Here is a 14,115-nt window from a genome sequence, read left to right as displayed (position 1 = left end):
CTTGCCGACTACGCTCGGGGCGATGCGCGGCTGGGCTTGAACGCGTTAGAGGCAGCGGCCGACCTCGCCACGACCAAGGGACTGACGACGATTGATGTGAAGCTCGCTGAGGAAGCGGCGCAGCACCGTGTGCTCCTGTACGACAAGGCCGGCGACGAGCACTACAATGTGGTCTCCGCCTTCATCAAGAGCATGCGTGGCAGCGATCCGGATGCGGCCGTCTACTGGTTGATGCGCATGATCGAGGCGGGCGAGGATCCGCTTTTCATCGCCCGCCGCATGGTGATCTTCGCGGCGGAAGATGTCGGCAACGCCGACCCGCAAGCCCTGCAGGTCGCCGTGGCAGCCAAAGACGCCTTCCACTTCGTCGGTTTGCCCGAGGGGCGTATCCCGCTGGCGCAAGCCGTGACCTACCTGGCCTCGGCGCCGAAGTCGAATGCGTCGTACATGGCGATGTGTGCCGCGGCTGAAGACGTGAAACGGTACGGGCCGCTGCCGGTACCCTTGCCTCTTCGCAACGCACCGACGCCGTTGATGAAAGCCCTGGACTACGGCCGTGACTACAAATACGCCCATGATTACGAAGGGCACGTGGTCGAGCAGCAGCACCTTCCCGACAAGCTCAAGAGCCGCCGCTACTATCAGCCATCAGATAGTGGCGCAGAACGGGAGATCAGGCGGCGGCTCGAAGAGATGCGGGAACTCAAGGAACGAGACCGTAACCGGTAACTTCAGCCGGCTTCGGCGCACGCACCGCTGCCGGGCTACTGGACGACACTCTTGGACGGGACAGGAGCCGTCTGGCCTCGGAACGGGTCGGTACGGCGTCCGGGCATGAGCTTCCACGCGCGAGCTGAGCTTGGCTGGCGCTGCTCGTGAGAGCAGCGCGATCAGTTAGTCGTCCTGTAGCGCCTGACGTATCGCTTGCAGGATGAACAGGTAGTCGCGGCTCGAACGCACAGCTCCAAGGGCTGATAGGTGCTGCAGGGCCTTCAGCTCTGCCTTCGTGATGCCGTGGCGCGTATGTAGGCGCTTGTTCGTCCGGAATCGGTCCCAGACCGATTCCGCTGGATCCGGCGCTTCCGTGTGGATGAAGCTGCGTACTTGCGGATGTGCCAGGAAGAAGAGTTCCTCACGATCGAGATCGAGCGCCTTCCCAAGCTTCACGAGTACTCCCGTACTCGGTCGCCGGAGATCGCGCTCCAGATAACCAATATAGTTGGACCGCACACCGATACGCCGGGCGATCTCTTGCTGGGTCAACTCGAGTTGCCGGCGCCGCCGGAGGAGAATCATCCCTAAAGTTGTGGAAGCCACGATCGAACCCTCCAAATTCAATAGCTACTGGGCTGCGAAATAACAGCTACAAACTTGCCATCTCACGGTTACAATGATGACATAACAACGAGAGTGGGCGCAACCGCCCCCCTTTCAGGGCCGCTCCTTGTTGCCTTTTCCATGCTGGCTCAAGCTGGCCAAGTTCAACGGAATCACGGCTGAGCGCATTTTTCCAGCAAAATGTATCGATATGTGAGCACCCACAGAAAGGCAAGGACGTGCCCCTTGTGCAAACTGGCGCAGACATCAGGCGAGGCTGGGCCGCGTTGCCAGCGTGCTTCCCGGAGGAATCGCAAGACGCGTGAGCACTAGCGCCGAAACAGCAAAGCACAGGGCGGCGATTGGGAAGATGGCGCGATAGCCGGCCGTCCACGCGAACAGTGCCCCTCCAAGCAGTGCGCCGGCACTCTGGAAAATGTTGGTGAGCACCATGTTCATGCCGATCAACTCACCCCGGCGACTGGTCGGCAGCAGATCCATGAACAAGGGAGCACCGGCGGTCATTTCCAACACGCCCGCGACCGTACTGGCGGCGACCGCGATATAGAGCTGCCACAGATTCCGTACCGCAACCCCGGTTAAGAGCTGCACCAGACCGGTTCCCACTGTGGCGATCAGCAGCAGACGCTTGCGGTCGTAGATATCCACCAACCGGCCGGCGGGGAGTGCGAGGATCAAACGCATCATCCCGCCGACAGCCACCGCCAAGGCGGCATCGCCGACGGATACGTGAAGATCCGTCGCCGCAAAAAGCGTGAAGTAGCTGATGATCATGCCGCCGCCCAGATACCGTAGCGACGCCGACATCAGGAAGAGCGCGATCGGGTGGCTATTGGTGAGGGCCTGCACCATCGCCGACAGGGTGACGGCGCCTCCCCTCGCTGCCGACTGCGGCTCGGCAGGCCGCAGCCTGGGTTCGCGGATGAAAAACAGCGGCGGCAGCACGAAGAGCAGTGAAATCAGGCCGGTGGCGTAGAAGACCAGCGCGAAGTTCTTGTCCCAGAAGGCTTTGCCGGCAGCCTGGATGGCGATTGCTCCGATGCCGCCGGCGAGCATGAAGAGCGACATGGCACGGCCGCGCCGCGGTGGCCCGATGAGATCGGGGACCAGCGACATCAGCGGTCCGCTGCCGATCGAAAGCATCAGTGCCCGCAGGCCAAACAGCGCCAGCAGGATGCCGTAGGTAGGGGCCAATGGAATTGCAAACAACATCAGCGTGGACAGGAAAACGCCGACGATGGCGTACGGAATGCGGCGCCCAAACCGGGTCCACGTCCGGTCGGACAGTCGGCCGAATATCGGATTGCCGAAGGTGGCGATCAACGGTCCTATCGCCAACAGGAGCCCGATGAGATAGCCGTTGTCAGTGAAGAAACGTGCAAGCGGTCCGTCAAATGCGACCAGCGCCATGCGGGCGCCGAAGCCTAGCGCAACGGGCAGAAACAGCAGAGTAAACCGCCGCTCTGCGTCTTCAAACGCGCCCAGGTCGCGCCGCATGTAAACGCCAGGTGCGTGCCGCCTACCCGGGTCGCACGTTGTCGGCGGGCTCGATCTCCACCGGCACGCCGCGCGGCACGTGGACCGGCCCGGAGGAGAAAACGCGGTAGCGCAAATGCCCGTAGTTGCCGACGAGGTGCACGGGCTTGAATGGCGACGAAACCACTTCCATGTTGCCGCGCCATCCGCGGAACTGAAACGGTTCCCAAGCGTGGTAGAGGATGGCCTCGCCCGGCGCCACGGCCGGTGAGATGCGGGCACGTACGACGAACGAGCCGTGATCGTTGCGCACGACGACGTGGCCATGGTCGCCGATGCCGCGTGCCCGCGCGTCCTCGGCCGACATCCACATCGAAGGTTCGCCACGCTGCAGACGCAGCAGGGTGGGCTCGGCGCGCCAGATGGCGTGGATACTCCAGCGAGTGTGGCCGCCGGTAAGCAGGATGGGATACTTCCCCCCGACCCCCGGCAGGGGCTTCCAGCGCGGCAACACTTCGTCGGATTCGAAAAACCACGGATGGTCGAGGTAGAACTGCTGGCGCCCGGTGAGTGTCGGCCAGGCGTGCTTGTCTTCGACGTGAATGCGCGAGGGGCTGAGGCTGCCCTGCGGCTCGACCTCACTGCCGATGCCGTTCTCGGTGCTCCAGCGACCGATGGAGCGTACCTGGATCGCACCCGCCTTCTGTGCCTCGCGCCAGCTCGTGCCGCGCGTCGGTGACGAGTTCCGGAGGATGCGATCGAGTACGGCCTCGTCATCCTGCGGGCCGTACCGCCCGTTGTCCGTGAACTGATCGTAGATCTGCGACAGAACTCCCTCGACGCCGCGCTCCCGGGCGCGCTCCTGCAGCCGGCGCGCCAGCAGGGCCATGATCTCCCACTCCGGCTTCGACTCACCCAGCGGCGTCACGGCGCGATCGCCGATGACGACATACGGCGCCAGCGCCACGGCGTATTTGATCCCCCGCTTCTCATAGTACCCGGCGGCCGGCAGCAAAAGGTCGGCCTTCATGCCGGTGGTCGACAGGCGCGTGTCGATGGCGACGATGAGCTTGAGCTTGGGCCAGAGGACCCGCTCGATCACTTGCGGCACTGGCCAACGCCGCAGCGGGTTCACCCCCGAGGTCACGAGCACCCGCGGCGGATGATCGGCTGCCGGACGCACCGGTATCCAGTCGCGTGCCAGTGCTTCCTGCATATACTCACGCGGGGCTCGCGGCAGCGTCACGTCGCGCTCGCCGTCCAACTCCTGCGCCTCGGCCAGGCCACCGTGCACGTACAGGAAGAGATGCGACGGCGTCCAGGTGAGCCGGGTGCGTGAAAACTCGGCGATGGCCTGCTCGATGGCGCGCGGCGGCGGCGTGTAGGCCCGAAGGAGCTGTCGCTGGATCCACGGGGGCTGGGTCCCCAGGAATTCATCGGCGCCCTCGAAGGGGATCCACGCCGCGAAGCGCACACCGGAACCGGTGTGGCCATGTTGTCCGCGTAACGCCGACAGCAGGATCATTGCGCGCTGCAACAGGTCGCTATGGTACGACTTGCAGGAGCCCCAGCTGGCGTAGATGAGCGTCCGCTGTGATTTCGCCAGCACCTCGGTCAGGCGCGCCTGCACTTCCGCGCCGATGCCGGTAACCTGCGTAACATATTCGGGTGTGTACGTCGTCAGGCGTTCGCGCAGCCGTTCCATCACCGGCCGTACAGCGAGGGTTGCGCTCGCGGTCTTTACCTCGAAACGCCCAGAGAGCGCAGGCACGAGATTTTCAAGGACGAGGGAGTCGCTCCATCGTCCCGACGTGCCGGGCGCTTCAGCGATTTGGCCCGATCGCGTATCGAAGACGTAGAAGATATCGTCCCGGCCACCTTCGGATACGTCGGACTGGCGCAGATAGCGGTTGGTGTCCTCGCGCACGAGAAACGGCAGATCGGTCTGCTCGCGTACGTATGCCTCATCGACGGCGTGGCGTTCGAGCAGCCCCCGCGCCACACCCAGCGCCAGCGCCGCGTCCGTCCCCGGACGCGGATTGATCCACAGCGACGCGTGCAGGGCGCTCGGCGAATAGTCGGGGGTGATGGTGATCACGTTCGTCCCGCGGTAGCGCGCTTCGGTGATGAAGTGGGCGTCGGGAATGCGCGTCGCCACCGGGTTACTGTGCCACAGGATGAGCGTCTCGCTCCGGCACCAGTCATCGGAGCTGCCATCGACGAACGACGTCCCCCAGGTCTGCACGGCGCCCATTGCCAGGTCGCCCGTGCCGGCGAAGCCGTCGAGCATCGTGGCGCCCATCAAGCCGAACAGGCGCATCTCGCCGACCGAGCTCGGGCCCCAGTCGACGTTCGAGGTGCCGTTGTCGTAGACGACCGTCTCGATGCCGTGCTCTTTGACCGCATCCAGCATCGCATCGGCGACCCGCGTCAGGGCCGCCTCCCACGAGAGGCGACGCCATTGCCCCGATCCGCGCGGCCCGACCCGTTCGAGCGGGTAGGTGATGCGGCCGGGCGCCACCATCAACGAGCTGTAGCAGTTGCCCTTTTGGCAGCCACGGGGCGCGTAGTCGGGAAGCCCCGCCGCTTGCCGGGCGTAAACATCCGCCTGCTCTTCCCGCCACACCACGCCATCCTTCACGTACAGATCGAAGGCGCAGGCACTGAAGCAGTTGGCGCGCAAGTGCGTCCCACGCACCACACGGTCCCAGCGCCAGGCGGCGCGGTACACGTCCTCCCAGCCGCTGTAAGAGAGTTCCGCGGAGGGTACGGCTGCCTCGGCCTCAGTGCGAATTCGAACGCCGGTAGTCTCGCCGACGAGCCCACTCAGCGACAGCGCCAGGGTGCCGGCGGCTCCACCAACCAGAAGCTGACGACGTGTGAGTCCACTCATGCGACTGCTTGCCTCACTGGAGTGCTCACCACCGTGGTCTTTGCGGGTGGAATCCAGAATGCCGTCGCGGTGGCGGCGATCAGTGCGACGAGCCACAGCAAGATCGCGCCAGCATAGTGCCCGGTGGCATCGAAGATCAGACCCGAGGCAACCGGCCCGACGGCGGACGCCAGCATCGTCCCAAGTTGGAGAAGACCGAAGAGCGTCCCAAACCGCTCAGCGCCCAAGACGCCGATAGCGATCGCCGGAATCACCGCAATCTGTGCGCCGAGCGCCAGTCCGTAAAGCGTGATGAAGCCGCCGAGTGCCACCGAGGCGCTGGCGTAGTGCAGCAGCACCAAAGCGATCGCGTCGAGCGCGAGCGCGAGACGCAAGGTGCGCAAGGCGCCAAGGCGATCCCCCAAGAGCCCGCCGCCGATCTTCCCAACGGCGGAAATCCCAACCATCGCGCCGAGTGCGGCGGCAGCGGCAGTTCCCGTGCGCCCGAGCCCGGTCAGATACGGAACGAGATGCACCGAGACGGAAAAGGCGGTCAGGCCCGGCAGCATCATAACGCCGGCGAGTGCGCCGACCCCGGGCTGGCGGAGGTCACGCAATGGACTTCCCTGCGGTCGCTGTTGCGGCTCCCGCGCCGCAGCTGACCGTAGCTGCCCGCGCGGCAAGGCGAAGGCGATGAAGGGCAGCGGCGTCAACACCACCGCCGATCCCATGAGAATGTAAGTGTTGCGCCAGCCGGTGGCTTCGATCACTGCCTGCAGGAGGGGCGCAAGGACGAGCGCGCCCGCGCTGGTCCCGGCGGCGACGATCCCCAGCGCCAGTGTCGTCCGGTCGGGAATCAAAAGGGTCACGGCAATCGTCAGCGGCAACAAGGCGCAAGCGGCGAAGCCTGGACCGAGGAAAACATTGGCGGCGACGAAATGCCACGGTTGCTGCATGAGCATCAGGATGACAAAGCCCACGAACAGCAGCGCCACCCCGGCCGTCATCGGCAGGCGCACGCCATGACGATCGACCAGCACTCCGACGGCGGGGGTGCTGAGCGCCGCCATCACCGCACCGACACTGACCCCGAGCGACAGACTTGAACGCGACCAGTGGTTGGCGGCCGAGATGGCGTTCAGGAACACGCCGACAGTCTCGATCCCTCCGCCCACGACGACGAACGAAATCACAAAGCCGGCGATGACCAGCGGCAAAGACGACTGCCACCCGCCTGCTGCGGTCGCGTTCTGGCGGCTCATACCGAATGACGTCCTGCCCCTCCTCGTCGCACCGGTCCGTTGCGCTGCCTGTGCCCAGGCCCTCTCCGGAAACCGGGAGAGAGCCTGGGCTGTGTGACACGAGACTCAGGCTTTGGCAACATCCACGTGCACGGCGCGGTCGATGGGGATCGGCTGCCAGTGGAGGCCGCGGTAGTTCAGGTGGCCGTAGCCGCCGGCAAAGTGGAGCCACTTGACCATGCCCGGTTCGACGTTTTCAGGTCCCCTCCAATCCTTGAACTGGAAGGGCTCATAGCCGTTGTAGATCACCACCTGGCCCGGCATGGTGCCCGGAGAGTAGCGCACGCGGATGCGCATGTCGGAGAGGTCGTTGAACAGTCGGGCCTCGTCGTCATCGCTGAGGCCGCGTGCCTTCATGTCGTCGGGGTTCATGTACATGACCGGGTAGCCGCGCTGTGTTCCCAGCATGATGCTGCTGGTTTGGTTCATCGAATGGATGCTCCAGCGCGGATGGCCGCTCGTCAGCCGCAGGGGAAACTCGCCGCCGTGGTGCGGGTTGTCCTTGTGCACCGGCATTTCCTCGTCCGCCTCCAGGTACCACTCATGGTCGATGTAGAAGGAGGCGCGGCGGTTCAGGGTGGGGTAGGGCTTGAGCTGTTCGACGTGGTTACGGAACGGCGTGTGCGTTTTGTTGGGCTCGATGGGCGACTGCTGGCACACCATCATCGCCGAGTTGCCCCACCCGATGGCGCGCACCGCGCCCTTTTCCCGCATAGTGTCCAAGGTCGAGTCGGCCGGGATCGTGCCGATGATGGCGCTGTCGCGGATGACCTCGTCGATGAGCTTGGCATCCTCCTTCAGGTCGCCGCCCTTGGTGATCCAACTCCACAGATCCTCCAGCGGTACCGGCTCCCCATTCTTGCGCAGCCACGGCTGCGCGTGACGCGCTTTGGCGCGCTCTTGCAGCGCCTTGGCGAGGCCCTGGATCATCTGCCACTCGCTGCGCGCCTCACCCGGTGGCTCCGCGGCCTTGTCGATCAGGAGGACATGCATGTGCATGGGGCTGGAGTACGGCTGGTTGATCTTCTCGTAGTGCTGCGCCGCGGGCAGGATGTAGTCGGAGTGCAGGCCGGTGGTGTTGATGCGCCAGTCGACCGAGACGATCATTTTGAGTTTCGGCCAGAGGTTTTTCAGGAGCATACGGGCGCCGCCGCGCTGCCGGCGCAACAGATTGCCGCCCACCTCGATCAGGAAGCGCGGCTCCGCCGTTTTGGCGTGCCGATTGGCCGATTCCCACCAGCCCTTGTCCAGAGCCTCCTGGAAGTAGGCGTCGAACGAGCGTTTCATCGCCGGGTCGTTGTACCCGGGGCGGTTCCAGATCTCGCGGTAGCCGCAGTGGTAGTACCAGAAGAAGGCGGGGGGCGTGGCGAAGCCGATCATCTCCGTCATCGTCCGCTCGACCTGGTAGTTCGCCATCTCATCGGTGAGCGTCGGATCGGCTTCCATAATCATCTGGATCATCGCGTCATGCATCGCCCGCGTCGCCAGCGTCATCTCGGGGCCGGCTTGCGATTTGAGCAGGACGGTGAACATGCCGTCGTTCAGGCCGACGGCCCAGCTGCGCGCCCCGGTGCCGTGTTTCCCCCAGTTGCCGGTGAGTCCGAGGATGAGCATCATCGCCCGCTCCATCAGGTCGCCGTGATAGTACTTGCCGGAATTCCAGCCCATCATGATCCGGGTTTTCCGCTTCGCAATCTTCCGGGCCATGAGGCGAATGGTGTCGGGATGCACGCCGCAGATGGCCTGGGCCTTCTCCGGAGTGTACCGCGCGTTGAGCATATCGCGCAGCAGGGAGAAGACCGGGCGGACCTCGACTTCGACGCCACTCGCCAGCTTGACGCGGGCGGACCCGTCAAGGGCAGGGTCCACAGTCCCGGGGTTCAGCGTGCCCCTGGGGGCCTCAAACACCTTGTTCGTCTTGGCGTCCAGCCAGTAGAACTGCTCGTCGCTGCCGCCGGCGATGTCCGCAGCCCGCAGGAAACGACGGGTGTCCGTGCGTACCAGCAGCGGCAGGTCGGTCTGCTTCTTGACGAAGTCCGCGTCCATCAATCCTTCGGCAATCACCACCTGTGACATGGCATTGGCGAAGGCGGCGTCCGTGCCGATGTTGATGGGAACATGGTAGTCGGCATGCACGGCCGACGGGCTGAAGTCCGGCGCGATGGTGACGACCTCGCCACCGTTGTACCGGGCTTCCTGCATGAAGTGGTACCAGGTGATGTTGGTGTACACCGGGTTCGCGTGCCAGATCAGCACCAATTCGCTGTGGAAGAAGTCGTCGGCGCCGGGAGCCGGATCGAACTTGCCGAAGGTGGTGTAGATGCCAGGGCTGAAGTCGTTGATCTCGGCCTGCAGGTCGGTGACCTGGAAACCCAGTTGGGCGGAGAAATTGTTCCAGAGGATTTGCTGCGTGCCGCCTTCGCCCGGCGTGCCGATGTGGTAGAGCGAGTTCGGTCCCTGATCCTTGACGGCGTCGAGGATGGCATCGGCGATGTCGTTCAACGCCGTCTCCCAGGACACCCGCTGCCACTTCCCCTCGCCGCGTTTGCCGGCGCGCTTCATCGGGTACAGGACCCGTTCCTCGTTGTAATGCTGCTGGCTCCAGGCCGCGCCCTTCTGGCAGCCCATGGGATTCATGTCGGGCACGCCCGGCTCGATGGTCGGAAAGATCCCGGCTTGCTCCTCGCGGACGATCTTGCCGTCTTTGGAGTACACCCGCCACGGGCAACCACCCGGATAGCAATCGACGGCGTGACAACCCCAGGTAACTTTGTCCCACTTCCAGAGGTTACGGTAGGTGTCCTCGGAGGCGCGCTGTTCTGTCGTCGTTGGCTTCGCAGTCATGGCCATGCTCCTTTGATTTCTTACCAGGTGATGGTGGCCGGATCGCGCTCGAACGGGCCGAGGACTTCGGTCCATTTGTAAGCGATCAACGTGTCCATCAGCTCCGACGCTTCACCGCGACGCCGCTTGGCGAGATGTTCCTCCAGCGTCCGCAGGGCCGGCCCGACGTCGGAACCGAACAGCGACTCGAGGTACGAGAGCGGGATGCGTCGCTGCGATTCGTCTATGGTGCCGTCCGGACGCACCACGAACGCCGACAGGGGCGGTACGTAGAAGACGTTGGGCTCGGTGTTCCATTCCGGATGCAGCGGCAACGCGACTTTGTAGCGGTCCACCAGCGTGCGGATGGTGCTCGTATCCTCGCGGAAGCCAACAAACATGGCGCGCCCCGGGCACTGCCGCACGCAGGCGGGCGCGACGCCGTGTTCCAGACGCGGGAAGCAGCCGATGCAGTTCTGGCTGGTTTTGCGGACGGCGTCGAAATAGATCTTCTTGTAGGGACAGGCCTGGGCACACTGCTGCGCGCCCTTGCAGAGGTTCTCGTCGCGGAGGATGACCCCGAAGTCGTCGCGCTTGTACATCGCGCCGTTCGGGCAGGCCTCGACACAACTCGGCTTGGAACAGAAATTACAGAGGCGCGGCATATAGAAGAAGTACGCGTTCGGGTACTGCCCGGCCCCTTGGTCCTCATCCCAGTTCATCGCCCATGTGGGCTCACCATTCTTGGGCTGTAAATGCACATGATTTCCGTTGCCAGACTGATGCACCGACTCCCAGTTGAACTGAGAGGCCCCGCCGAACTCCTCGGGCAAGGGTACCTGGCCCAGGACCAGCTTGCCGTTGGCGTCATAGCCGCCGCCCATGGTCTCGTAATCACGCGGGGTCCCACGCCCGGGTTGGGTGTTGACCGAACACCACCACATGTCTCGTTTGCCGTCCTGGTTGGTCCACAGGACCTTGCAGGCAACCGAGCATGTCTGGCAGCCGATACATTTATTGAGGTCGAAAACCATTGCCAGCTGTTTGCCCATACTTCCTCCTCCTGGGAGTGCACGCCGTGTCTTGCCGCTCGCCCTTCCTACCGTTCGGTAGGGACGCGGCGTAGGATACTGATCAATACTAAAGGTGACGGAGATCAGGTTCGGCTGGGAAACTTCGTTCTCTCGACCCGGCGTTCGTCCAGGCGCTGACCCCGTTGGTCCTAGCCTGCAACCGGTATAGGCTGCATCTCACATCTCAGTGAGGGCGGGGCCGGTTCGCTGTATTTGAGCATGGCGCATCGGGGCCCGTACCGATGAAAGGACACCGCCGTGGAGAAGCATCCAATCCGGTTTGGGATACAAACGGGCCAGCAAAACGTGGAATGGGCAGAGATGGTGGATCTGTGGCGCAAAGCCGACGCCTGGGGCTACGACTCGCTGTGGAACTTCGATCACTTCTATCCCATCTTCGTCAATCCGGAAGGCCCGTGCTTCGAAGGGTGGACGACGCTCAGCGCGTTGGCGCAAGCCACTACCCGGGCGCGTATCGGTCACCTGGTGAACGGGAACACCTATCGGCACCCGTGCATCACCGCCAAGATGGCGGCCAGCTTGGATCACATCAGCGGCGGGCGGCTCAACCTCGGTATCGGCGCCGGCTGGTTCGAGCTCGAACACCGCAACTTCGGCATCGATTACAAAACCCTGCCCGGCCGCCTGGCCGCATTGGACGAGGCGTGCCAAATCATCCGCGGCATGTTCACGCAGCCGAAGACGACGGTGCACGGCAAGCATTACACCGTGACCGACGCCATGTGCCTTCCCAAACCGGTCCAGCAGCCGCATCCGCCCATCATGATCGGCGGCACCGGCAGAAAGGTGCTGCTCAAGATCGTCGCCAAGCATGCGGACATGTGGAACGCCGGCGGCAACGCCGAGACCATGCGCGAACTCATTGACATCATCCGGCGCCACGGTGATGCCGTCGGCCGGGATACCGAGGCCATCGAAAAGACGGTGATGCTGCCGCTGTGCTACAAGGCGGCGCCGCCGCGCCAGGAGTTCATGTGCAATTTGATTGCCAGCATGAACCAGAAATCCCCCGAGGAGGCGCGCCGCCAGATCATGATCGGTGACAAACAGGAGTGCCTGGACACCGTCGAGCGCTACCTCAAGGCCGGCATCACGCACTTCATCTTCATGACCTTCAGCCCCTACTTCGTCGACGAGATCCAAGCTTTTGCCGAGGAGGTGGTGCCGGTCGTGAAGTCGCGCCGCTAGCGGTCTGCCTCGCCCGCCGACTCCAAACCGGGAAAGTGGAGCATCGTCTGCTTGCCGTTGCTGAGAACCGTTTTCGGAACTGATTCACCGAAATCCTGGAAGACGGCTTGGCGCGAGGCTTGCTCTCCTCTCGCTTCCGTGGACCTGACGATCGGTTCCACCAGAGAGGTGCCGCTTGTCAATAGACGTACAGAGCAGTCTGGCGCAGCTCCGCAGAACCAGCGCCGTGGCTATTCGTGAACTGCGCGCGGGATTCGAGTGGCGCGGGTTCGATGTGAGTGCCTACGCCGATAACGAAGTCAGCTGGGCCATCCTTGCGGCGGCAACCGCGGAGACGCAGTCTAGCCACGAGTTGTTCGCTCGTGCTTTTGAACGGCTAATAAGCCCCCACGCCGCAATTGCGTAGATCAGGCGTGGCCCGAGCGTGATTTCCTCACCAGCTCACGCGGCGCAGACGAAGTGCCGGGTTTCCTCGAAACCCATCGCTTCCATCGCTGCGCGAATCTGTCGGCGCGGCTTTTCTCCCGCCACCGAGGCGACAACTGGATAGCCTCGCAGACGCACCAACTCCTCCGGCGCGATGACCGGCGCCCCATGTATGCGGTTGCCCAGGCGCCCGCGGTGGACCTCGACGATGAAGGCGGGCCGCTTGCCGTGCGCCAGCAGCGCCCGGTGCAACGCCCTGCCAGTGTGGCCGTACCCCCACAATACGTATGCCTCGCTCTCGGCGAGCAGGCCGGTCGCGAGAAATGCCGCCTTGCACGCCGAGCCGGCATCCGGGGTCTGGAGATGAGTAATTAGCCGTGACACGGTCGTCGCCAGCTGCCGGTTTGCGGATTCCGCACGCTGAGTGGCAATCCGTAACTCCTTGTGTCACGTGAGTGCCCGGCGGACCGCTTATGGGGCTGCATGGCAAACGTATGAGGGTGCTGTTGGTCCAACCGACCACGGTGCGACTAGAGATCTCCGAGGAGCGGGGGGATGTCCCGCGCTTGGTGGAGAACGCGGACGATCGTGATGGTGGTTGCGCTTGCTCGGTAAAAGATGGACACCGGAAAGGTGCGGAGCACGAGGCGCCGCTTATCGGCGTGCGCCGGGTCGTTGGCTCGCCAGAGCTGACCGAGGCCGGGGAAGGTGGTCAGGCGGTCGAAGGCGGCGCGGACGTCAGCCAAGAAGCGGGCACTGGCGGCCGGGTCGTAGTCGTCGAGGTCGGCGGCGATCTTGTTGACGTCGCGGCGTGCCTGTGGACGGATGTCCAGGGAGAGGCTCACGCACGCTTCGATTTCTTAACCTGTGCGCGCCGGTGTTTGGCGAGATCGGCGTGACGCTTTTTCCACCAGTGTTCGTCAATCGGTTCCGGGGAGCCGGAGGTTTCGCCTTCACTGAGGAGTGCGTCAACTTGCGCGATGGCGTCGCGTTGCAGGTCGCGCCGGACAAGCTCACGGAGGTATTCACTCGTGGAGCTGTAGGCGCCGAGGCGCTGCACTTTCTGGTCGAGCTGCTTCCGCAACGCGGGCGGAAGGGAAAAGTTCATGGTGGAGACCTTGGTTTTTTTCATCAGGAGCCAGGATACCACTGCATCAGAAACGAGTCAAAAATTGCGCATGAATTGTGAGGCGGGCCGATGTGGCCGGGCCGGTCGCTTTGTGCCGAACACTCCGTCTTCGGCAGTCTGGAGGTATCAGCGGCCGCCGCTTGCCTGGCTTGAAGCCTTCCTCATATGATAAGCCACGGTCACAAATGCCGATGGCAAGTGACAGTCGACCGACGAAGCTGCGAGTGGAGCCCAAGGACCGTGTCGTCCCGTCCGAGATGGGGCCCCCAGGCCTGCCCGTGCGGATGCTGGAGCCTCCCCAGCCGGTCCTGAAGCCGGACATTCCGCTACAGGGCGAGCAGGATACGACGCCCTGACCTTGCCGGTGTCCCGCCCGCGTCTGGTTGAGTGCGCCGCCGTTCTAGCGAGCGCCTTCGCGTTTCTGCTGTACGAGCAACTGGCTTGGCCGTGGCTCGTGCTCGGATGGGT

The 14,115-nt window shown here is 63.9% G+C and carries 11 protein-coding genes; 2 read left to right on the top strand and 9 right to left on the bottom strand.

The window, feature by feature from the left end; genetic code table 11:
- Positions 1–729 (top strand): replication-associated recombination protein A (locus tag VF515_04490; protein ID HEX7406893.1); only part of this gene is annotated, 729 nt, incomplete at its 5' end.
- A gap of 165 nt (positions 730–894) precedes the next feature.
- On the opposite strand, the gene VF515_04485 is transcribed toward VF515_04490, so the two are convergent.
- The 6 genes from VF515_04485 to VF515_04460 form a co-directional block, all read right to left on the bottom strand.
- Positions 895–1,317, bottom strand: coding sequence for a helix-turn-helix transcriptional regulator (locus VF515_04485; protein ID HEX7406892.1), 423 nt, complete (start codon positions 1,315–1,317; stop codon positions 895–897).
- A gap of 267 nt (positions 1,318–1,584) precedes the next feature.
- Positions 1,585–2,835: an MFS transporter gene (locus tag VF515_04480; GenBank protein ID HEX7406891.1), complete on the bottom strand. Its 1,251-nt coding sequence runs from the start codon at positions 2,833–2,835 to the stop codon at positions 1,585–1,587.
- Positions 2,836–2,857: 22 nt separating this feature from the next.
- Positions 2,858–5,707 carry a molybdopterin-dependent oxidoreductase gene (locus VF515_04475; GenBank protein ID HEX7406890.1) on the bottom strand — a complete coding sequence of 950 codons (2,850 nt, stop codon included), beginning with the start codon at positions 5,705–5,707 and terminating at the stop codon, positions 2,858–2,860.
- The gene (locus tag VF515_04470) at positions 5,704–6,948 is read right to left on the bottom strand and encodes an MFS transporter (protein ID HEX7406889.1); all 1,245 of its coding nucleotides are present in this window, start codon (positions 6,946–6,948) and stop codon (positions 5,704–5,706) included. Before VF515_04470 ends, VF515_04475 begins: the two co-directional genes overlap by 4 nt.
- A 105-nt stretch (positions 6,949–7,053) precedes the next feature.
- Positions 7,054–9,831 (bottom strand): molybdopterin-dependent oxidoreductase, encoded by a 2,778-nt coding sequence (locus VF515_04465; protein ID HEX7406888.1) that lies wholly within the window; start codon positions 9,829–9,831, stop codon positions 7,054–7,056.
- Positions 9,832–9,851: 20 nt separating this feature from the next.
- Complete coding sequence (locus VF515_04460) at positions 9,852–10,862, bottom strand: 4Fe-4S dicluster domain-containing protein (protein ID HEX7406887.1); 1,011 nt, start codon at positions 10,860–10,862, stop codon at positions 9,852–9,854.
- A 279-nt stretch (positions 10,863–11,141) separates the two neighbouring features.
- Between VF515_04460 and VF515_04455 the strand changes: the two genes are divergently transcribed.
- Positions 11,142–12,092 carry an LLM class F420-dependent oxidoreductase gene (locus VF515_04455; GenBank protein HEX7406886.1) on the top strand — a complete coding sequence of 317 codons (951 nt, stop codon included), beginning with the start codon at positions 11,142–11,144 and terminating at the stop codon, positions 12,090–12,092.
- 441 nt (positions 12,093–12,533) lie between these two features.
- On the opposite strand, the gene VF515_04450 is transcribed toward VF515_04455, so the two are convergent.
- The 3 genes from VF515_04450 to VF515_04440 all read right to left on the bottom strand — a co-directional run bounded on the left by VF515_04450 (position 12,534) and on the right by VF515_04440 (position 13,626).
- Positions 12,534–12,902 (bottom strand): hypothetical protein, encoded by a 369-nt coding sequence (locus VF515_04450; GenBank protein ID HEX7406885.1) that lies wholly within the window; start codon positions 12,900–12,902, stop codon positions 12,534–12,536.
- 146 nt (positions 12,903–13,048) lie between these two features.
- Complete coding sequence (locus VF515_04445) at positions 13,049–13,363, bottom strand: type II toxin-antitoxin system RelE/ParE family toxin (protein ID HEX7406884.1); 315 nt, start codon at positions 13,361–13,363, stop codon at positions 13,049–13,051.
- The gene (locus VF515_04440) at positions 13,360–13,626 is read right to left on the bottom strand and encodes a type II toxin-antitoxin system ParD family antitoxin (GenBank protein HEX7406883.1); all 267 of its coding nucleotides are present in this window, start codon (positions 13,624–13,626) and stop codon (positions 13,360–13,362) included. Before VF515_04440 ends, VF515_04445 begins: the two co-directional genes overlap by 4 nt.
- Between the last annotated feature and the right edge of the window lie 489 nt (positions 13,627–14,115).

The organism is Candidatus Binatia bacterium (assembly GCA_036382395.1).
GTDB lineage: Bacteria > Desulfobacterota > Binatia > HRBIN30 > HRBIN30 > JAGDMS01.
The sequence above is the reverse complement of the archived record's forward strand: the minus strand, read 5'-3'. Positions and strand labels throughout refer to the sequence as shown.

Excerpts from the sequence above, each read along its gene's own strand:
- VF515_04475 (HEX7406890.1), bottom strand. The coding sequence starts at position 5,707 with ATGAGTGGACTCACACGTCGTCAGCTTCTGGTTGGTGGAGCCGCCGGC.
- VF515_04480 (HEX7406891.1), bottom strand. The coding sequence starts at position 2,835 with ATGCGGCGCGACCTGGGCGCGTTTGAAGACGCAGAGCGGCGGTTTACT.
- VF515_04440 (HEX7406883.1), bottom strand. The coding sequence starts at position 13,626 with ATGAACTTTTCCCTTCCGCCCGCGTTGCGGAAGCAGCTCGACCAGAAA.
- VF515_04460 (HEX7406887.1), bottom strand. The coding sequence starts at position 10,862 with ATGGGCAAACAGCTGGCAATGGTTTTCGACCTCAATAAATGTATCGGC.
- VF515_04465 (HEX7406888.1), bottom strand. The coding sequence starts at position 9,831 with ATGACTGCGAAGCCAACGACGACAGAACAGCGCGCCTCCGAGGACACC.
- VF515_04470 (HEX7406889.1), bottom strand. The coding sequence starts at position 6,948 with ATGAGCCGCCAGAACGCGACCGCAGCAGGCGGGTGGCAGTCGTCTTTG.